Source organism: Terrabacter sp. LjRoot27, assembly GCF_964254175.1.
Lineage (GTDB): Bacteria > Actinomycetota > Actinomycetes > Actinomycetales > Dermatophilaceae > Terrabacter.
In genome coordinates, this window is record NZ_CAXUSS020000001.1 from 308,980 (window position 1) to 328,299 (window position 19,320).

18 protein-coding genes are annotated in these 19,320 nt (G+C 72.5%); 11 read left to right on the forward strand and 7 right to left on the reverse strand.

Annotated features, from left to right (window positions below):
• Positions 1–65: 65 nt before the first annotated feature.
• The gene (locus tag ACSQ2D_RS01380; RefSeq protein WP_435984229.1) at positions 66–1,253 is read right to left on the reverse strand and encodes a GNAT family N-acetyltransferase; all 1,188 of its coding nucleotides are present in this window, start codon (positions 1,251–1,253) and stop codon (positions 66–68) included.
• 425 nt (positions 1,254–1,678) lie between these two features.
• Between ACSQ2D_RS01380 and ACSQ2D_RS01385 the strand changes: the two genes are divergently transcribed.
• Genes ACSQ2D_RS01385 through ACSQ2D_RS01395 form a run of 3 tightly spaced genes read left to right on the forward strand, consistent with a single transcriptional unit; the run spans position 1,679 to position 5,284 of the window.
• The gene (locus ACSQ2D_RS01385; RefSeq protein ID WP_435984230.1) at positions 1,679–3,253 is read left to right on the forward strand and encodes a hypothetical protein; all 1,575 of its coding nucleotides are present in this window, start codon (positions 1,679–1,681) and stop codon (positions 3,251–3,253) included.
• 29 nt (positions 3,254–3,282) lie between these two features.
• On the forward strand, positions 3,283–4,083 hold the full coding sequence (locus ACSQ2D_RS01390) for an inositol monophosphatase family protein (RefSeq protein ID WP_435984231.1): 801 nt from the start codon (positions 3,283–3,285) through the stop codon (positions 4,081–4,083).
• 7 nt (positions 4,084–4,090) lie between these two features.
• Entirely contained in the window at positions 4,091–5,284 is a 1,194-nt protein-coding gene (locus ACSQ2D_RS01395; protein ID WP_435984232.1) for a benzoate/H(+) symporter BenE family transporter, read from the forward strand.
• A gap of 54 nt (positions 5,285–5,338) precedes the next feature.
• Here the strand turns inward: ACSQ2D_RS01395 and ACSQ2D_RS01400 are convergent, their stop codons facing one another.
• Entirely contained in the window at positions 5,339–5,971 is a 633-nt protein-coding gene (locus tag ACSQ2D_RS01400; protein WP_435984233.1) for a hemerythrin domain-containing protein, read from the reverse strand.
• Between the two features lie 174 nt (positions 5,972–6,145).
• On the opposite strand from ACSQ2D_RS01400, the gene ACSQ2D_RS01405 reads away from it, so the two are divergent.
• Positions 6,146–7,567 (forward strand): esterase/lipase family protein, encoded by a 1,422-nt coding sequence (locus ACSQ2D_RS01405; RefSeq protein WP_435984234.1) that lies wholly within the window; start codon positions 6,146–6,148, stop codon positions 7,565–7,567.
• Positions 7,568–7,688: 121 nt separating this feature from the next.
• Positions 7,689–8,120, forward strand: a complete 432-nt coding sequence (locus ACSQ2D_RS01410; protein WP_435984235.1) for a VOC family protein — start codon at positions 7,689–7,691, stop codon at positions 8,118–8,120.
• 21 nt (positions 8,121–8,141) lie between these two features.
• Here the strand turns inward: ACSQ2D_RS01410 and ACSQ2D_RS01415 are convergent, their stop codons facing one another.
• Genes ACSQ2D_RS01415 through ACSQ2D_RS01435 form a run of 5 tightly spaced genes read right to left on the reverse strand, consistent with a single transcriptional unit; the run spans position 8,142 to position 13,689 of the window.
• Entirely contained in the window at positions 8,142–9,740 is a 1,599-nt protein-coding gene (locus ACSQ2D_RS01415) for an MFS transporter (protein ID WP_435984236.1), read from the reverse strand.
• Positions 9,741–9,798: 58 nt separating this feature from the next.
• Positions 9,799–10,596, reverse strand: coding sequence for an arylamine N-acetyltransferase family protein (locus tag ACSQ2D_RS01420; protein ID WP_435984237.1), 798 nt, complete (start codon positions 10,594–10,596; stop codon positions 9,799–9,801).
• Between the two features lie 33 nt (positions 10,597–10,629).
• Positions 10,630–11,658, reverse strand: a complete 1,029-nt coding sequence (locus ACSQ2D_RS01425; protein WP_435984238.1) for a Y-family DNA polymerase — start codon at positions 11,656–11,658, stop codon at positions 10,630–10,632.
• A gap of 39 nt (positions 11,659–11,697) precedes the next feature.
• Positions 11,698–12,714: a patatin-like phospholipase family protein gene (locus tag ACSQ2D_RS01430; protein WP_435987802.1), complete on the reverse strand. Its 1,017-nt coding sequence runs from the start codon at positions 12,712–12,714 to the stop codon at positions 11,698–11,700.
• Between the two features lie 54 nt (positions 12,715–12,768).
• The gene (locus ACSQ2D_RS01435; protein ID WP_435984239.1) at positions 12,769–13,689 is read right to left on the reverse strand and encodes a sigma-70 family RNA polymerase sigma factor; all 921 of its coding nucleotides are present in this window, start codon (positions 13,687–13,689) and stop codon (positions 12,769–12,771) included.
• Between the two features lie 90 nt (positions 13,690–13,779).
• Between ACSQ2D_RS01435 and ACSQ2D_RS01440 the strand changes: the two genes are divergently transcribed.
• The 6 genes from ACSQ2D_RS01440 to ACSQ2D_RS01465 all read left to right on the forward strand — a co-directional run bounded on the left by ACSQ2D_RS01440 (position 13,780) and on the right by ACSQ2D_RS01465 (position 19,303).
• A complete protein-coding gene (locus ACSQ2D_RS01440) occupies positions 13,780–14,118 on the forward strand; it encodes a VOC family protein (protein WP_435984240.1) in 339 nt (112 codons plus the stop codon).
• Positions 14,115–14,663 carry a pyridoxamine 5'-phosphate oxidase family protein gene (locus ACSQ2D_RS01445; protein WP_435984241.1) on the forward strand — a complete coding sequence of 183 codons (549 nt, stop codon included), beginning with the start codon at positions 14,115–14,117 and terminating at the stop codon, positions 14,661–14,663. Before ACSQ2D_RS01440 ends, ACSQ2D_RS01445 begins: the two co-directional genes overlap by 4 nt.
• Before the next feature lie 313 nt (positions 14,664–14,976).
• On the forward strand, positions 14,977–16,020 hold the full coding sequence (locus ACSQ2D_RS01450) for a LacI family DNA-binding transcriptional regulator (RefSeq protein ID WP_435984242.1): 1,044 nt from the start codon (positions 14,977–14,979) through the stop codon (positions 16,018–16,020).
• Positions 16,021–16,157: 137 nt separating this feature from the next.
• A complete protein-coding gene (locus ACSQ2D_RS01455; RefSeq protein WP_435984243.1) occupies positions 16,158–17,411 on the forward strand; it encodes a sugar ABC transporter substrate-binding protein in 1,254 nt (417 codons plus the stop codon).
• A 4-nt stretch (positions 17,412–17,415) separates the two neighbouring features.
• The gene (locus ACSQ2D_RS01460; protein WP_435984244.1) at positions 17,416–18,426 is read left to right on the forward strand and encodes a carbohydrate ABC transporter permease; all 1,011 of its coding nucleotides are present in this window, start codon (positions 17,416–17,418) and stop codon (positions 18,424–18,426) included.
• A gap of 1 nt (position 18,427) precedes the next feature.
• A complete protein-coding gene (locus ACSQ2D_RS01465; protein ID WP_435984245.1) occupies positions 18,428–19,303 on the forward strand; it encodes a carbohydrate ABC transporter permease in 876 nt (291 codons plus the stop codon).
• Positions 19,304–19,320: the final 17 nt, after the last annotated feature.

A 19,320-nucleotide genomic window follows, 5' to 3' on the forward strand; every position in this document is an offset into this window, starting at 1 on the left:
GCCGGCGGCGCTTCGTCAACGGTGGCATACCCGCACGGCCCCCGACAGGGGCGCCCTGTCCAGGGTCAGTCGTTGGCGCCGGGCGGCAGCAGCTCCCAGTGCAGGCCGTCGCCCCAGCCGCCGCCGGCGACGCGGTCGACCGCGTGCTCGCGGCCGAACTCCACGAAGCCGACCGAGCGCAGCACGGCGTTGCTCGCCTCGTTGTCGGCCGCGGTCTCGCCGACGAGACGGCGCACGCCGAGGCCGCCCTCGCTCGTCGGGGCCAGCGCATGGGCGACGGCGAGCCGGGCCGCCTCCTTGGCGGCGCCGCGGCCGCGGGCGCTGGGGAAGAACTGGTAGCCGAGCTCGGCCGTGTCGGTGATCGCCCCGCCGCGGCTGAAGAGGGTGACCCCGCCGAGGGCGCGGTCGGTGTCGGGGTCGGCGACGCACCAGTCGATCGCCGTGCCCTCGGACATCCGCTCCTGCCGGGTGCGCAGCCACGCCGGGAAGGTCTCGGGTCGCAGGACCGACCGGGCCGGCATCCAGTGCTCGGGGTCGTCGTCACGCGGCTCGATCGCGTCGACGTCGTCGAGCCGCCAGGGCCGCAGCCGCACCCGCTCACCCTCGGCCGGTGTCGCGGCGAACCACGGGTTCCGCGGTTCGAGCGGGTCGCCCGGGGTGATGCTGCCGGTCCACGTGTCGAGCGCCTCGGTCCCGCCCTCGGGGTCGGGGTGGCTGCCCGGGATCGTGCCGTGGAAGGTGAAGCCCGCGGCCCACGCGGCCCGCCGCGAGCCCCAGTTGCCGACGACGGCGCGCCAGTGGACGCGGGTCACCGGGGCGCCCCAGACGGGCGTCGCGAAGGCGTGGGCGACGACGAGCCGGACCGCACGGGACATGAGGCCGTGGCCGCGGGCGTCCGGGTGCAGCCCGAAGCCGAGCTCGCCGGCGGACGGCGCGGCGCCGGGCCTCAGGTCGATGGTCCCGGCGTAGCGGGCCGTGCCCGTCCCGTCGGTCCACTCGATGGCCCAGGACCGCGTGCCCCCGGGCTCGCCCCACGCGCCGAGGTTGTGCTCGACCCAGCTCAGTGCGTCCTCGCGGGCGTAGGGACGTGGGACCGTCGTCCACCGCAGGCTCTCGGGGTCGCTGCTCTGCTCGACGATCGCGTCGGCGTCCTCGACCGAGTGGGCGCGCAGCGTCACGACGCCGTCGGTCAGCAGGGTCACGTCTGGGGTCACGTCGGGGGTCACGGTGGTCGGCTGGGAGGTCTCGGTCACGGCGTCAGCCTGCCAGCCGGCATACGCCCTCGTCACCGCGATATGAAGAAGGACCGGGAGCCAGCGTGCTGGCTCCCGGTCCCTAGGCCCGCTTCCCCTCCACAGGCTGCGTACCGATGGTTACCGTACCCAATGGGTCGCTCGGACGAACAGGCGTTGCGGGCAACCCTGGACACCGCAACTCGGGGGAGGATGCGTGTGGGAGCCGACCGGCTCGAGACGCGAGGAAGGGTTGCCGTGGGGACAGGGGCCGAGCGCGGCGTGCGACGACAGGCCGGTGGTGGGACGGGAGTCTCCCCCTGGCCTCGACTCCCGTCCCGACCCACCGGTGCCAGTGGTCACGATACGAAGGTCGTGTGCCGTGACGCGTCCTCGTTGCGCACGCGGACGCCGCGCGCAACAGGGGTCCCCGCCCGGGTGCCGGCGTGCTGAACGAGCAGGTGCAGTGGGTCCTGCGCAACGCCCGGCTGCAGGCCGCCGACCCGGCCCTGCGCAGCGCGGCGGGCTTCGCCCACGGCGCCGGTCGGGCCGAGCCGGTGCACCGCGCCCAGGTCGGTCGCTGGGAGAACGGCCGCGTCGAGGTGACGCGGTCGCTCGTGCGCCGCTACGAGACGGTGCTCGGCCTGCGCGAGGGGCAGCTGCTCGCCGCCGTCGACCTCTTCTCGCGCTCCCACCAGCCCGTGCGCCCGGCCGCCACGCTCCCTCCGCCGACGCCGCCCGACGTCGACGGCACCCTGGAGCTGCTCGAGCGGGCGCTCGCCGACGAGCGGATGAGCGGCCGCGACTGGGACCGGCTCTCCGACCACCTGGGCCGGATGCCCCACGCGATGGTGCGGGCCGGCGACTGGGAGGCACTGATCCGCCGGCTCATCCAGGAGGTCAGCCTCGCGCTCGACCTCGACTACGTGCAGCGCGACGAGGCCATGGCCCGTCTGGCCGGGCACCCCCGCAGCGCCGGCGTCGTCGCCTCGCTCGTCGCCGAGGTGGTGGGCCGACCCGACGCGCAGTTCTACGTCGACACCCTCAGCCTCCTGCGCTTCATGGACGCCCCGCGCGGCTTCTCCGTCCTCGTCGGCCAGCTCCGCGAGCCGACGAACGCCAGCTCGCTGCGGGCCTGCCTCAGCGTGCTGACGACGCTCGTGCGCGGCACCGGCCTCGACCCCGAGACCCGGCTCGAGGCGATCCGGCTCGCGGTCCAGCACCTGCGCGACCCCACGCACCCCTACCTCGTGCACCGCGGCGCCGCCAACCTCGTGCGCACCCTCGGACCCGACGGCCACCGCGTCGCGACGGGACTCACGGCCGAGGACCGTCGGGCCGCGGCCTCGATCATCCGCAACGGCCGGGCGATCACGGCCCAGGCGATCCGCGAGGCCCACCTGCGGATCCGGACCGAGCTCGAGGCGACCGAGGGGCACGCGGCCGCCCACGAGCCGATCCTCGGCGAGCTGCTGCAGACCGCGCTCGGCGAGACGAACGAGGAGGACCGGTCCTACGCCCTCGGCATCCTCATGCTCTCCCCGCAGAAGCGGGTCATCGGCCGGGTCCACGCCGCGGCCTTCGCCGATGCCCTCGCGCGCCACGACCACGTCGCCGCGCACGAGAGCGTCACCGTGCTGACGTGGATGGGACAGCGCGAGGACCTCGACCTCTTCGAGCGGGTCGCACTGTCGCCCGACTCCGCGCCCGACGTCGCCAAGGAGGCCGGCTACGTCGTCGGAAACACGCAGGAACCCGTGGGTCGACGCCGTGACGAGCGCGAGGAGGCCGTCGCCCGGCGGATCGCCGAGATCATCTCGACCGGCCGGGACGAGTCCGACGTCCAGCTGCTGCGCGGCCTCGTCTACGCCCTCGGCATGCGCGGGCGGGACGACCTCGTCGCGGCCCTCGTGGACGCCCTGCCCGAGCCGGGGCGGGACCCGCACGGGATGGCCGAGCAGGCCCGCGCCACCCTCGTCTGGTGGCTCGACGTGCCCGAGCACCTGAGACCGCTCCGGTGACTCCGCCCGTCGGTCGCTAGGTTGGTGGCGTGGAGACCGACGAGGTGCTGAGCCTGCTCAAGGACGTGGCCGAGGAGGTCATCAACCCGCGGTTCCGGGCGCTCGCCGCCGGCGAGATCCACGAGAAGCGCCCGGGCGACCTCGTCACCGACGCCGACCGCGAGGCCGAGGTGCTCATCACGGCTGCGCTCAGCTCCGCCTACCCCGACGCCGTCGTGCTCGGCGAGGAGACCTTTGCGGGCGACCCGGCGCTCATGGAGCGGTATGCCGTCGCCGACCACGCGTTCACCGTCGACCCCGTCGACGGCACGAAGAACTTCGTCCACGGCTCCAAGGACCACGCCGTCATGGTGAGCGAGACCGTCGACGGCGAGGCCGTGCGGGCCTGGATCTGGCAGCCGCAGCACGAGCTCGGCTTCGTCGCCGAGCGCGGCGCCGGGACGTGGCGCCACGACGCCGACGGGTCGCGCCGGCTGACGATCCCCGAGCCGCCGTCGGCGGCTCTGCGCGGTCGCACGTCACGACGGAAGTGGATCGGGCAGGCGCTCGACGGCCTCGAGCCGATGACCCTCACGTGGGTGTCGTGCGGCATCGACTACCCCAAGCTCGTCGAGGGCGAGGCCGACTACATCGTCTACGCGAAGGCCGCGCCGTGGGACCACGTGCCCGGCTCGCTCCTGCTCTCCGAGGCCGGCGGCCTGCTCGGCACGACCGCAGGCGTCCCGTACTCACCGCGCGACATCGCGCCCCCGGGCCTGGTCGCCGCCGGCAGCCCCACGGCATACGACCACGTATGCCGTGCGCTCGCCGCGAGCGCCCACCTGCCCTGACCCGCCGGTGACGTCGCACCCCCGCGCCGCCGGGTCCACCGCGCACGCGGTGCTGGCGGGTGTCGTCTGCGGGCTCGTCGGCTTCACGAGCTCGTTCGCCGTCGTGCTGACCGGCCTCGAGGCCGTCGGGGCCGACCCGGACCAGGCGGCGTCGGGCCTGCTCGTCCTCTGCGTGACGATGGGCCTCGGCTGCGTGCTCTTCTCGTGGCGGCTGCGGATGCCGATCACCATGGCGTGGTCGACGCCGGGCGCGGCGCTGCTCGCCGCCGCGACGGTGCCGGCCGGTGGGTTCGCCTCTGCGGTGGGGGCTTTCGTCGTCTGTGGAGTGCTGCTGGCCCTGTGCGGTCTCGTCCGGCCGCTCGAGCGGCTCGTCGAGTCCATCCCGAAGCCGCTCGCGAGCGCGATGCTCGCGGGGGTGCTGCTCACGCTCTGCGTCGCGCCGTTCCGGGCGGTCGTCGCGACGCCGGCCGCCATCGCGCCGGTCATGGTGACGTGGCTCGTCCTCGTCGCCGTCGCGCGGCGCTGGGCCGTCATCGGCGCGCTCGTCGCGGCGCTCGTCGTCATGGCGGTGCAGGGTGTCTTCGGACGCCTCGACCTCTCCGGTGCGGCGCCGTCCCTCGTCCTCGTCGCGCCGTCGTGGGACGCGACGACCCTCGTCGCCGTGGCGGTCCCGCTCTTCATCGTCACGATGACGAGCCAGAACATCCCCGGGATGGCCGTGCTCGCGTCGTTCGGCTACCGGCCGGGCATCCGCGGGCCGCTGCTCTACACCGGCGGGGCGAGCGCCCTCGGGGCCGTCGGCGGCGCGCACGCGATCAACCTCGCCGCGATCTCCGCCGCGCTCGCGGCCGGGCCCGAGGCGCACCCGGACCGGAGCCGGCGCTGGGTCGCGGGGGTCGCGTGCGGCGTCACCTACCTCGCGTTCGGTCCGCTCGCCGGGATCGTCACGGCCGCAGCGCGTTCGGCGCCCGCGGGCCTCATCGAGACCATCGCCGGGCTGGCGCTGCTCGGCACCTTCGCGAGTGCGGCGGCGGCTGCGCTCGCCGACGCCTCGACCCGCGAGGCCGGCGCCGTCACCCTCGTCGTGGCCGCGTCGGGCATCACGGTCGCGGGGGTCGGAGCGGCGTTCTGGGGTCTGGTCGCCGGCGTGCTCGTCCTCCTCGCCCTCCGGCTCGAGCGCGCCCGCCGCGTACGGGAGTGACCACTCGACGGCTCTCTCACCTCGAGTGGTCGGTCCCGTACCGAGATGGTCAGGTCACTCCTCGGAGGCTCCCGCGGACGCCTTCTTCGACCGGGCCGCGCGAGCAGGAGCGGTCTTGGCGGCCTTCTTCGCGTCGCGGGCCGCCTTCTTCGCCGTGGCCGACGCCTTGGTCGTCTTCTTCGCAGCGACGTAGCGCTCGGGGTCCTTGTCCTTCGGGGTGATCCCCTCGGCCCAGCGCACCGCCTCGTAGCGCAGGAACTGCACCGCGATCTCGTGGCGCAGCTCGAGGCTCGCCCGCTGGCGGAAGTCGGCGAGGTCCTGGCGCTCCTCCTCGCCCATGTGGTCGCTGTTGTGGACGTTGGCGTCGATGACGGCCGTCCACCACGCGTCGGACCCGGTGCGGCAGCGCCCGACCTTGCGCACCGACGTGCGGATGTCGTTGTGGTCCTTGACCGCGTCCTCGACCTCCTCGTCGACGGACTCGGCGTCGGCGCCGCCCGTGCCGATGCGCAGCAGCTCGGGGTAGAAGTAGAGCTCCTCGGCCTCGGCGTGGGTCTCGAGGAGGATCTCGAGCCGCTTCCAGACGGCGGCGAGACCCTCGTGGTCGTCGCGCGGCCACTCCTCGAGCATGGCGAACATCCGTCGCTGCTCGTCGTGCTGGCGGAGGATGACGTCGGTGATGTCCACGGGCGGGCCTTTCTGTCGTCCGGCGAGTTCCGGATCCACTGTGCCGCATCCATACCCGATGCACGTCGTGGGCTTGGCCGTTTCGCGTATCACCGGGCCTCGCTGGTGCCACCGTTGGGTGGTCGGGAGACGTCCGACGCAGTTCACCGGCGCAGGGATGGGTGGTGGGTCCGCATGACGAGCAACGACCTGGTCGTGGTGCTTCCGGGGATCACCGGCAGCACGCTCGGGGTCCGGGGTGACGACGGCTCACCCGCGAGCGAGAACCTCATCTGGGCCCCGAGCGCCGGCGCCGTCTGGAAGCTCCTGACCGGCGGCCAGTCGATCCTCAAGAAGGCCCTGCCGGAGGGGATCGGCGACGACCACCCGGGTGACGGCGTCGAGCCGGTCGCGCTCATGCCCGACGTCCACGTCCTGCCGGGCATCTGGACGCCGATCCGCGGCTACGACGTGCTCGTCAGCGCGCTCGAGAAGCAGGGCTACCAGCGCGGCACCGGCGGCAAGCCGGCGACGCTCATGACGTACGCGTACGACTGGCGCCTGTCCAACCGCTACAACGGCGCTCGCCTGAAGACCGTCGTCGAGCCGGCGCTCGAGCAGCTGCGGGCCCAGGGCGGGGCGTATGCCGACGCGAAGGTCGTCTTCGTCTGCCACTCCATGGGTGGGCTCGTCGCCCGCTGGTACATCGAGAAGTGCGGCGGCGCCGAGGTGACCCGCAAGCTCATCACCCTCGGCACGCCGTGGCGTGGTGCGACCGACGCGCTCACGCAGCTCGTCAACGGCGTCAAGAAGGGCATCGGCCCGCTGTCGATCGACCTCACGGACTTCTCGCGCAGCATGCCCTCGCTCTTCCAGCTGCTGCCGGAGTTCGCGTGCATCGGCAGCGCCGGGGGCTACGCGAAGACGACCGAGGTGTCGGTGCCCAACGTCAGCACGGCGATGGTCGCCGACGCGATGGCCTTCCACACCGACCTCCAGGCAGCCGAGTCCGCTCGCCCGGGGAGCCGGACCTCCGCGCACATGATCGTCGGCATCCGTCAGCCGACCGCGACGACGGTCCAGCTGTCGGGTGGGACGGCCACGGCGTACCAGGACTTCGGCACCGACAACGACTTCGGTGACGGCACCGTGCCGCTGACCGGGGCCGTCGGTCTCGGTGAGGCGCTCGACACGAACCTGGCGGTGCGCGTGCCCGACCAGCACACCAACCTCCAGTGCAACCAGCTCGCCCTCGACCAGGTGCAGGAGATCCTCTCCGCCAAGCCGGTCCGTCGGCGCGAGCTGACCGACACGAACGTGCGCGCCGTCGTGCCCGACCTCGTCACGCAGGGGCAGGCGCTCAAGGTGACCTTCGACCTCGAGTCCGACGACCCGGACGCCGACCCGCCGCGCAAGGCGGTGACCGTCACGGTCCGCAGTGAGAAGGGCAAGGTGCTCGCGACGGCCGAGCCCACGCTCCGGAAGGGTCACGGCGTCGCGTCCTTCGACGACCTCCCGGCCGGCACGCACACCGTGACCGTCACGGGCTCCGGACCCACCTCGACGGTGCGGCCCGTCACCTCGACGACGCTCGTCTGGCCGACGCCGACCCGCTGAGGAAGGCACCTGACCGACCGCGTGATCCTGCACCTGATCGCGCACGAGCTGCGCCTCAGCGACACGTCCTGCGCGATCTCGCGCACGACGCGGTGTCCGCGACGGGTGGTTGAGTGAGGGGATGACCTCAGAGAGCACCTCAGAGACCACCTCAGAGACCACGGCATCGACGATCGGCTGGGACTGCGTCGCGCTCGACTGCGCCGACGCGGCAGGTGTGGCGCAGTTCTACGCCGACCTGCTCGGCGGCCGGGTGGAGGCCGACCCCGACGGCGACTGGTTCAACGTGCTGTGGGACGGCCCCCGCATCGCGACCCAGCTCGCACCCGGGCACGAGTCGCCCGACTGGCCCCGTGGCCAGCAGCAGGCGCACCTCGACTTCGTCGTCGTCGACATCGCCGCCGCCCACGAGCGCGTGCTCGCCCTCGGCGGCACCGCTCTCGACCCTGTCGAGCCGCCGCAGCCGGAGCCCGAGCGGGGGTTCCGCGTCTACGCCGACCCCGCCGGTCACCCCTTCTGCCTGTGCCGCCCGACCGAGGACGCCTGGGGCTGAGCCCCGCGGGCCCGCAGGCGCTCAGCCGAGGTCGAGTCCGTCGAGCGACGTCGACGGCTTCTGGTCGGGCAGCCGCAGCATGCGGAAGGAGTTGCCCAGACCGAGCAGTCCGGCGAGGAGTGGGACCAGCAGGGCGATCTGGAGGGAGCGGTTGCGGGCGTCGTCGTTGATGGCCACCACCTCGGCCTCGACCTCGGCCGGCTGGCCCGAGATCTGCTGCGAGAGCTGGGTGTTGCTCATGATCTCGGCGTCGTGCTCGAGGGCCTGGGCGATCTGCTGCTGCTGCGCGGCCGGGATGACGGAGCTGTTCTCGGCCAGCTGGGTGAAGGTGAGCGACAGGGCGGCCAGCATGAGCCCGCCCGCCATGGCGAGACCGAAGGAGAGGCCGAAGGACCCGGCGGCGGAGTTGACGCCGGCGGCCTCGCTGACGCGCACCTCCTCGATCGGGGCGAGCGTGTAGTTGTTGAGCTGCGACACGAGCAGGCCGAGGCCGCACCCGGTGATCGCGAGCGGGACGACGAAGTACCACCCGTTGTCGGCGCGCGGGACGAGCGGGAGGATGATCGCGACGCCGAGGCTCGTGAGGACGAAGCCGGCGCGGATGATCGCGGCGGGCCGCCGGTTGCCGGCCCGCCTCCCGGCCACGAGGGCCGCCGCGAACATCGTGAGGGACAGCGGGGCGAGCGCCAGGCCGGACTGGAGGGCGTTGTACTCGAGCGTCATCTGGAAGTAGAGCGGGAGGGCGATCATGGCGCCGCCCAGGGTGACCTGCTGCAACAGCTGTCCCGAGACGCCGGCCGTGAAGTTCGGGTGGTGGAAGAGGTCCGGGTCGAGCAGCGTCACCTGCCCGGCACGCTTGCGCCGGCGGAGCCACCGGGCCAGCAGCACGAGCGCCGTCGCCCCGACGACAAGGAGCAGGCCGACGTATTGACCGCCCTCCTGCCAGACGAGGATGCCCAGCACCACGCCGCCCATGCCGAGGGCGGAGAGGATCGCGCCGACCACGTCGATCTGGCGCGAGCCGGTGTACTCGACGTCCTTGACGAGCCGGATCTGGCTCAGCACGATGACGATGATGAGGACCTCGAGCGCGAACCCGACCCGCCACGACAGGTAGGTCGTGACGAACCCGCCGAGCAGGGGGCCGATCGCGGCGGCGATGGCGGCGGAGGCGCCGACGAGCGCGTAGGCCTGCTTCTGGGCGGCACCGGCGAAGTTGCCGTGGATCAGCGACTGCATGGCGGGCAGGAGCAGGGACGCCCCGAGCCCACCGATGATCGCCCAGAAGACGATGATCGCCGTGAGGCTCTGGGCCAGCGTCATCGCCAGCGCGCCGACGGCGTACCCGAGCAGTCCCAGGACGTAGGCGCGCTTGCGCCCGATCAGGTCGCCGACCTTGCTGTTGATGAGGATGAAGGCGGCCGAGACGAGTGCCTCGAGCGCGATGGCGGACTGCACCCCGCTGGCCGTCGTGTCGAGGTCGGTGATGACGGCCGAGATCGACACGTTCATCAAGGAGGTGTCGACGACGAGGACGAACATCGCCATGGCCAGCAGGAGCATCAGGCGGCGGCTCCCCGGCACATCCGGAGCCGAACCTTGGGCGGGGTTCTGCGTCATGTCACCCTCTCGGTCACCGAATGGGCCGAAGTCTACCGAGGTCGACGCGCCGCGTCCGTCAATCGAGGACGATGCCGAAGTGGTCGGCGAGGGCGGCGCGCACGGCCTCCTCGTCGGCGAGCTCGGCCTCCTCGCGTCGGCCGTGCGTCGTCGTGACGAGCCGGTCGCCGCTCAGGGTGACCCGGCCCGTCGGGGTGAGCACCGAGGCCAGCCGAGCCCGGGTGAAGTGGCTGTCGGGTGAGCGCTGCTGCCACTCGTTGCGCTCGGCGAAGTCGGCCAGCGGGTGCGGCGTCGTCGTGGCGACGAAGCGGTCGCGCCAGTCCTCGCCGTCGCGGCGCTCGCGGTAGACCCACGTCCCGTCGCGGGCCTCGAGCCCCACCGCGTGGCCGCGCTCGCGGCGCTCGAAGCCGTCGCGCAACGGCAGTGGCTCGATGAACCCCTCGCCGAAGCCGACGTCGGCGAGCACGGGCTCCTCGAGCCGACCACCCGACACGACGAGCGCGACGTGGTCGAACTCGTCGGTGAGCCCGCCGGCCCCGGTGGCGACGCGCGCGGAGACGAGGTCGACGGCATACCCGAGGCGGCGCAGCAGCATGGCGAAGAGGCCGTTGAGCTCGTAGCAGTAGCCGCCGCGCCGGGCGCCGACGACCTTGGCCAGCAGCGACGCCCGGTCGAGGCGGATCGGCCGGCCGAGGGAGATGTCGAGGCTCTCGAAGGGCACGGCCAGCAGGTGCGCCCGGTGCAGCGACGCGAGCGCCGCCGGGGTGGGGGACTCCGGAGCAGCGGCGCCGATGCGCGAGAGGTATGCCGTCGCCTCCGTCGTCGTGAGCGCGTCGGTCGTCGTCGGTGGGGTCACCCGGCCATCCTGTGACCTCGAGCCCCCTTGAGGTCAAGCGGTCGTCTGCGTCGGCAGCGGCAGGGTCACGCCGACCATCGTCACGCCTCGCCCGTCCCACTCGTAGGCCGTGCGCTCGAGCAGGTGCCCGGCCGCGGCCCGCAGGACGGCGGGGTCGAGCGTCGGTGCGTCGAGCGGGCCGCGCTCGAGCACCTGGGTGCCGTCGTCGTAGCGGACGAGCACCTCGAGGCGCCGGGGGAGACGAGGTGCGCCGTCGAGGGCGAGCACTCGCGCGGCGGCGCGGTCGACGCAGCCGTCGAGCACCGCGAGGACCTTGGACCGGGTCCGGGTCGCGGGCAGCGACCGGCTCGCGCTCACCGAACGGCGCGGCCCCGGCAGGCGGATCGTCGCGTCGTCGGTGCCTTGCGCGATGGTGACGAGGCGCCGGGCCATCGCCGTCGTGACGAGGCGCTTGAGGTCGTCCTCGTCGAGCCCGTGGAGGTCGGCGACGACGAAAAGCCCTGCGGCATTGAGCTTCTCGTAGGTCGTCCGACCCACACCCCAGAGCTCGTCGAGGCGCAGGCGGGGCCGCACGCGCGCCTCGAGCTCGGCGTCGACGACGACGAGGCCGTCGGGCTTGGCGCGCCGGCTCGCGAGCTTGGCCATGAGCTTGGTGCGCCCGACGCCGACCGAGACCGCCAGCCCGACCTCGGCACGGGCGGCCGCGCGCAGGGCGACCGCCATCCCGCGCGGGTCGCCGCGGTCTCGCCCGGTGACGTCGAGGAAGGCCTCCTCGACCGAGCCCGGCTCGACGAGGGGCGTGAATCGGTGGAACACCTCGAACAGGCGAGCGGACGCCTCCTCGTAGGCGTCGGAGCGGTAGCCGGTCACGAGCACCTGGGGCCAGCGGCGCTGGACCTGGCGCAACGGCATACCGGCGTGGATGCCGAGCGCACGCGCCTCGTAGGACGGGCAGGCGACGACCTCGTGGGCCACGACCATCGGCCGCCCGCGCAGCGCCGGGTCGTCGCGCTGCTCGACCGAGGCGAAGAACGCATCGGCGTCGGCGTGCAGGATCACCACCGGCCCAGTCTCCCCACAGCCACCGACAGCCACCGGCGCTCAGTAGCCGGCGTGGTCGAGCGCCTCGGTCGTCAGCTGCCGGCCGAGCTCGATCATCTCCGCGGCCCGGTGGAAGTCGAGGGTCCGCACGGCGTTCGACGGCACGGTGACGAGCACGTCGGGCGGGTTGCTCGCCATCCGGTAGCGCGAGATGAGGGCGCTCATCGTCTCGAACGACATGTTGAGCAGGTCGACGAGCCCGACGTCGGCGGACCGGACGACGAGCGCCTCGGTCGGCGTCTGCGGCAGCCGGTCGACGGCCTCCGGCGGGATCGGCTCGTCGTGCTCGACGTCATGGGCGTGGGCGTGGTGGTCGTGGTCGCGGGCGTGCCCGCCGAAGCGGCTCGTGATGGCGCGGACCCGCTCGGACTCGAGCACCTCGGCGGCGCTGCGCCGCAGCCGGGTCGTCCACTCCTCGCGCGGCACCGGCTCCGACGACTCCTTGACCGGGGTCGTCGGCCCGCCGGTGGCCCGCATGCCCGACAGGGAGACGGCGATCGTCAGGTCCGCCGAGGCCGCCGCGGTCGGCTCGATGGGGATGGGGTTGATGAGGCCGCCGTCGACGAGGACCCGGCCGTTGATGACGGCGGGGGTGATGACGCCGGGGATCGCGATGGACGCGCGGATCGCGTGCTCGACCGGACCCCGCTGGAACCACACCTCGCGACGCGCGTTGATGTCGGTCGCGACGGCCGTGTAGGGGATGGGCAGGCTCTCGATCGTCGCGCCGTCGAGGATCTCCCCGACCTTCGCGATGATCCGCTCGGCCCGGATCGCGCCGTTCGGCGAGGTGATGCTGAGGTCGAGCAGCCGCCACACCTCACGCTGGGTCAGGCTCCGCGCCCACTCGGTGTACGCGTCGAGCTTGCCCGCCGCCGCGACCCCGCCGACGAGCGCGCCCATCGACGTGCCCGCGATCGTCACGATCTCGAAGCCGCGCTCGGCGAGCACCTCGAGCGCCCCGACGTGGGCGTAGCCGCGAGCGCCGCCCGACCCGAGCACGACCGCCGCACGCATCCCCTCACCCACGTCATCGACGATAGTCCGCGTCCGGGACGCCTCGCGCGCCGGTCAGGACGTGAGGAAGTAGATCTCCATCACGTCGAGGCGCTGGCGGTCGGCGACCATCTCGATCCCGGTGACGATGTCGCGGTCGTCGACCGTGAAGCGGAAGGCCACCATGGCCTCGCCCCGCAGCGTCCAGACCGCGCCGACGCCGCCGTCGAAGGCCGCGAGCCGCGCGGACCGGGCGCCGCCGTTGAACCGCTGGGCCACGGCCTCGGGCCCGCGGAGCACCTCGGGCGAGCCCATCGCGACGGCCGCGGCGTCGGACGTCAGCACGACGTCGGGGTCGAGCATCTCGAGCAGGGTCGAGAAGTCGCCGCCCCGGGCTGCGGCGAGGAAGGCCGTGACGACCTCGCGCTGCCGGGTCCGCGCGGGCCCGGACTCGTCGGCGTCGGCGGCGCGGACCCGGCGGCGGGCCCGGCTCGCGAGCTGGCGGGTGGCGGCGGGGGAGCGGTCGATGATGTCGGCGATCTGCTCGAACGGCAGGCCGAAGAGGTCGTGGAGCACGAAGGCGAGGCGTTCGGCCGGGGCGAGCGTGTCGAGGACGACGAGGAGGGCCAGGCCGATGCTGTCCGCGAGCTCGACCTCGCTCGCCGGGTCGGGTGCCGGCCGGGTCGGCTGGGTCGGCGCGGTGCGCACGTCGCCGACCGCGACGAGCTCGGCGAGTCCGGCGTCCCAGCTGTCCTCGCGCCGGGAGCCGCGCGAGCGCAGCATGTCGAGGCTGATCCGCCCGACGACCGTCGTCAGCCAGCCCGCGAGGTTGGTGACCTCGGTCGTGTCGCTGCGGCTGAGGCGCAGCCACGCCTCCTGCACGGCGTCGTCGGCGTCCGCGGCCGACCCCAGCACGCGGTAGGCCACGGCCCGCAGCCGCGGTCGTTGCTGCTCGAAGTCGCGGGCGAGCCACTGCTCGCGGGTCTCGTCGTCCATCTCGTCACATCCTCCGGTCGTGATCCGTCATAGCACTGACGAGCCGGAGCCACCCGATGTGACACCGCACCGACCGAACCAGGAGAGACCATGTCCGCCGTGAACACCCTCATCTACCCCGTCGCCGACCTCGCCGCCGCGAAGCAGGTCTTCACGACCCTGCTCGGCGCCGAGCCGCACACCGACGAGCCCTACTACGTCGGCTACTCCGTCGACGGCCAGGAGATCGCCCTCGACCCGAACGGTCACCGCAAGGGCCTGACCGGCGCGACGCCCTACTGGTCGGTCGACGACCTCGAGGCGACGGTCGCCGCGCTCACCGCGGCCGGCGCGACCGTCAGCCAGAAGCCGACCGCGGTCGGGGGCGGTCGCACCGTGGCCGTGCTCGCCGACGCCGATGGCAACATGATCGGCGTGATGCAGGGATGACGGCCGACGACGCCACCGACAGCACCGACAGCGCCGACGGCACCGACGGCGTATGCCGTCCGCCCGCCGAGGCGCCCGCGTCCCCTCCTCCGCCGCGCCCCACGGCGCAGCGGGTCCGGGACACCCGGGAGCTGCTGGACCGCGAGATCGACTGCTGGGTCGCGACGGCCGACCCCGCGACCGGCGCACCGCACCTCGTGCCCCTGTCGTTCGACTGGGACGGGACCTCGCTCCTGCTCGCGACCGGGGAGCGCAGCATCGCCGGCCGTGGTCTCGCGTCCGGAGCGGGGGTCCGGATCGGGCTCGGCGCGACGCGTGACGTCGTCATGGTCGACGGCCTCGTCGAGGCGGTCCCGACGGCCGTCCTCGACCCCGCGGAGGCCGACCGTTTCGCCCAGCGGACAGGTTTCGACCCTCGGGAGACCTCGGGTTCCTACCTCTTCTTCCGCGTCGTCCCCAGCCGCATCCAGGCCTGGCGCGAGGAGAACGAGCTGCGCGGTCGGGACGTGATGCTCGAGGGTCGCTGGATCACGACCACCGACTGATCGAGACCTCGAGCTCGACTGTGCCGCAGTCGATCCCACCTCAACCACAGGCTGACCGCGCGCCCGCTCGGGAGGCGCGGGACGGCATACGCGATCGGCGTCGGTGACGCCGTGTGACGAGGGGCCGGAAGGGGTGTCGTCGACGCCCACCCGGCCCCTCTCCGCTGCCCGCAGCAGCCCTCGGGTCTTGCGCCCCCGCTCCGACGTGTGCACTATGGAGGTGCAGATGTAAGCGCTTACAGAGCCGGGGAGACCCGGTCAGGGGCCTGGTCGCGACACATCACTCAACGACGAGACGCGAGAGGTGGGACCCATGGCGACAGCACGCAGGCAGAGCGCGGACACCGCTCCGTCGACGCCGCCGGCGGGCGCCACCATCTACTCCGTCGCCGAACGCGCCGGCGTCTCGATCGCCACCGTCTCCCGCGTCCTCCAGGGTGCCGGCACGGTCTCGACGACGACGGCCCAGAAGGTCCTCGACGCCGTCGAACAGCTCAACTACGTGCCGCTCGGCGCCGCCCGCAGCCTCGCCGTCCGCCACCACGAGGCGCACGGGCTCGTGCTGCCCGAGCTCACCGGCCCCTACTACTCCGAGCTGCTCATGGGCTTCGAGTCGCGGGCCGCCGAGCTCGGCCAGAGCGTCACCCTGATGCTCACCGACGGCAAGGCCGACATCGCCCGCGCCGTGCGCCAGCTCGCCACCCGCGTCGACGCCATCGCGGTGCTCGGCTCGGCCGCCATGCCGCCCGCCGTCGCCCGCGCCCTGCACGGGCAGAAGCCCGTCGTCATCATCGCCGGCACGCCCCAGGAGGGCATCGAGAGCGTCCGCGCCGAGAACGCCCACAGCGCCGAGCAGCTCACCGAGCACGTGCTCGCTCACGGGCGCACCCGCCTCGTCTTCGTCGGTGACCCCGAGGGCGCGCCCGACATCGCCGAGCGCCACGCCGGTTTCGTCGCCGCCCACCGGGCGCGTGGCCTCGAGCCCGCCCACCCGGTCCGCGTGCCGTTCCGCGAGGGGGAGGGCGCGGCCGTCGCCGAGCGCATCCTCTCCGGCGAGATCGAGGCCGACGCCCTCGTCTGCGCCAACGACGAGCTCGCCCTCGCGATCATGAGCCGCCTGCAGGACGCCGGCCGCGACGTCCCCGGCGACATCGCCGTCGTCGGCTGGGACGACGTCATGACCTCCCGCTACGTGCGGCCCGGCCTCACCACGGTCCGCCAGCCCGTCCACGAGCTCGGGGTCATCGCCGCCGAGCGCCTGCACCAGCGGGTCGCGGGCGGCCAGCCCCGGCTCGAGCCGCAGATCCTGCCCACGGAAGTCGTCGTCCGCGGATCCTGCGGCTGCCCCACCCGCTGACCGCCACCTGCGCCGCACCTCCGCCGCCATCCCCCTGCCCCCGAACGTCCCGCCCCCCAACCCCCGACACAGCCGTCGGAGACACCCGAGAAAGTGAGACACCGATGAGACGCACCACAGCCATCACGGTCGCGTGCATGACTGCCGCGGCCCTCACCGTGACCGCCTGCGGTCGCAGCGCCGAGAACGGCGGCACCACCGCCGGTCAGACGGGCGCCGCGGTCAGCACGGGCAAGGCCACCGGCACGATCACCGTCTGGGCGATGGGTGCCGAGGGGGACAACCTGCCCAAGCTGACGAAGGACTTCGAGGCCGCCAACCCCGGCGTCAAGGTCCAGGTCACGGCCATCCCGTGGGATGCCGCGCACGACAAGTTCACGGCCTCCATCGCCTCCGGCAACACCCCGGACGTCGCCATGGTCGGCACGACGTGGATGGGCGAGTTCGCGAGCAGCGACGCCATCGACCCGACGCCCGCCCAGATCGACACGTCCGCCTTCTTCGAGGGTGCGCAGAAGACCACCGAGGTCAACGGCACCTCCTACGGCATCCCGTGGTACGTCGAGACCCGCGTCCTCTTCTACCGCACCGACCTCGCCAAGAAGGCCGGCTACGACAGCGTGCCCACCGACGCCCAGGGCCTCAAGGACATGGCCAAGGCCATGCAGACCAAGGCCGGGGCCAAGTACGGCATCGGCCTCCAGGCCGGTGGCGAGGGCTCGTGGCAGACGCTCATGCCGTTCGCCTGGAGCGACGGCGCCGACCTCACGAAGGACGGCGGCAAGGCGTACAACTTCGACAGCCCCGAGATGGTCAAGGCTGCGACGTACTACCAGTCGTACTTCACCGACGGCATCTCCAACAAGAGCGCCCCGGCGACCCCGACGACCGAGCCCGACTTCGCCAGCGGCAAGGTCCCGATGTTCATCTCGGGCCCGTGGATGATGTCCGCGGTCGAGAAGGTCGGCGGCGCCGGCTTCAAGGACAAGTACAACGTCGCGCCGATCCCCGCCGGCTCGGCCGGGTCGTCGTCGTTCGTCGGTGGCTCGAACTTCGTCGTCTTCAAGAACACGAAGAACCGCGACACCGCCTGGAAGTTCGTCCAGTGGCTCGCCGACCCCAAGGTCCAGTCGAAGTGGTACACCATCTCGACCGACCTCCCGTCGGTCAAGAGCGCCTGGCAGGACCCGGCGCTCGCCTCGGACAAGAAGCTCGCCGTCTTCGGCAAGCAGCTCGAGACCGCCAAGGCGCCGCCGTCGTTCCCGACGTGGGAGCAGGCCGTCAAGGGCCTCGACACCGAGATGGAGAAGATCACCAAGACCGGCGAGGACCCGGCGACGGGCCTCAAGACGGCCCAGCAGCAGGCCGAGTCCATCGGCACGGGAATGTGATCCGATGACCGCCCAGACCGGCACGACCGGGTCCCCCGCCGGACCCGTGACGCCGCCTCCGGTCACCGCTCCGGGACGACCCGACACAGGGTCGTCCCGGGGGGCGGGCGACGGAGGCTCCCCCGGCCGGGTCGGCTCGGCCCGCCGTCGGGAGGGGCGGGCGGCCTGGATCCTCGCGATCCCCTTCTGCCTGCTCTTCCTCGCCTTCACCGCGTGGCCGGTGGTCCAGTCGCTCTTCATGAGCATCACGGACACCAAGGCCCGCGACCTGCGACACCCCTTCAGCGTCAACATCATCGGGCTCGACAACTTCACGAAGGCCCTCTCGGACCCCACCTTCCGCAAGGCCGCCGGCAACACGGCGTACTTCGTCCTCGTCGGTATGCCGCTGACGCTCGTCGTCGCGCTCGCCGCCGCGGTCGCGCTCGACAAGGGGATCACCCGTTTCCGCGCGGTCTTCCGCCTCGGCTTCTACATGCCGGTCATCACCTCGATCGTCGCGGTGGCCGTCGTGTGGCGCTTCCTCCTGCAGGACCCGGGCGGCCTCATCAACACCGCTCTCGGGTGGTTCGGCATCACCGGCCCCAACTGGCTCGGTGACCCGAACTGGTCGATGCCGGCCCTCATCATGATGGCCGCGTGGCGCAACTTCGGCACGGCGATGATCATCTTCCTCGCCGGGCTGCAGGCCGTGCCGGCCGAGCTGCACGAGGCCGCCGCCATCGACGGCGCGGGCGCGTGGAACCGGTTCCGCTACGTCACGATGCCGCTGCTGCGGCCGACCCTGCTCTTCGTCATGGTCACGACGGCCATCGGCTACCTCCAGTTCTTCGAGGAGCCCTTCGTCATGACCAAGGGTGGGCCGCTGAACAGCACGATCTCGCTGTCGATGTACACCTACCAGCAGTTCGGCTTCGGCAACTACGGCCTCGCGTCGGCGATGAGCTACATCATCTTCGTCGTCATCGCGATCGTCACGGCCCTGCAGTTCCGCCTGCTCCGAGAGAGGACCTGACATGTCCGTCGACACCGCACCGCGGACCCGCCGCCCCCCTCGGTCGGGCATGGTCGGATCGAGCCAGGGCAGCCGCTGGTGGCTGTACGTGCTGCTGACCGTCGCGCTCGTCGCCGTCATCGCGCCGTTCGTCTGGATGGTGCTCGGCAGCTTCAAGGGCGAGGGCGAGCTGCGCCAGGTCCCGCCGACGTGGCTGCCCGAGAGCGCCTCGCTCGACAACTACACGCAGCTGTTCAGCAAGCTGAACTTCGGCCAGTTCTTCACGAACTCGATCGTCGTCGCCGTCGTCGTGACGGCCGGCAACCTCATCTTCTGCTCGATGCTCGGCTACGCCCTGGCGATGCTCGACTTCCGGGGCAAGAAGGCGATCTTCATCGCGGTCATGGGCACGCTCATGATCCCCGGCGTCGTCACCTTCGTGCCGCTCTTCGTGCTCGTCGCGAACGCCGGTCTCATCAACACCCTGCCCGGTCTCTTCCTGCCGTTCCTCGTCAGCCCGTTCGGCGTCTTCCTCATGCGCCAGTTCATCCTCGGACTGCCGAGGGACCTGCTCGACGCGGGCCGCGTCGACGGCGCCGGCGAGCTGCGGATCTTCTGGAAGATCATCCTGCCGCTCTGCGGCCCCGCCCTCGCGACGCTGGGCATCCTCACCTTCCTCGGCAGCTGGAACAACTTCCTGTGGCCGCTCGTCGTGGCGCAGTCCGAGGACAAGTACACCCTCCCGGTGGCCCTGGCCCTCTACTCGACGGGCCAGAACAGCACGAACTACGGCCTGCTGCTCGCGGGCGCCACCGTCGTCATCATCCCGATCCTCGTCGTCTTCCTCATCTTCCAGAAGCGCTTCATCGAGGGCATCGCCACCACCGGCCTCAAGTAAGCCGTCCCACCCCGGAA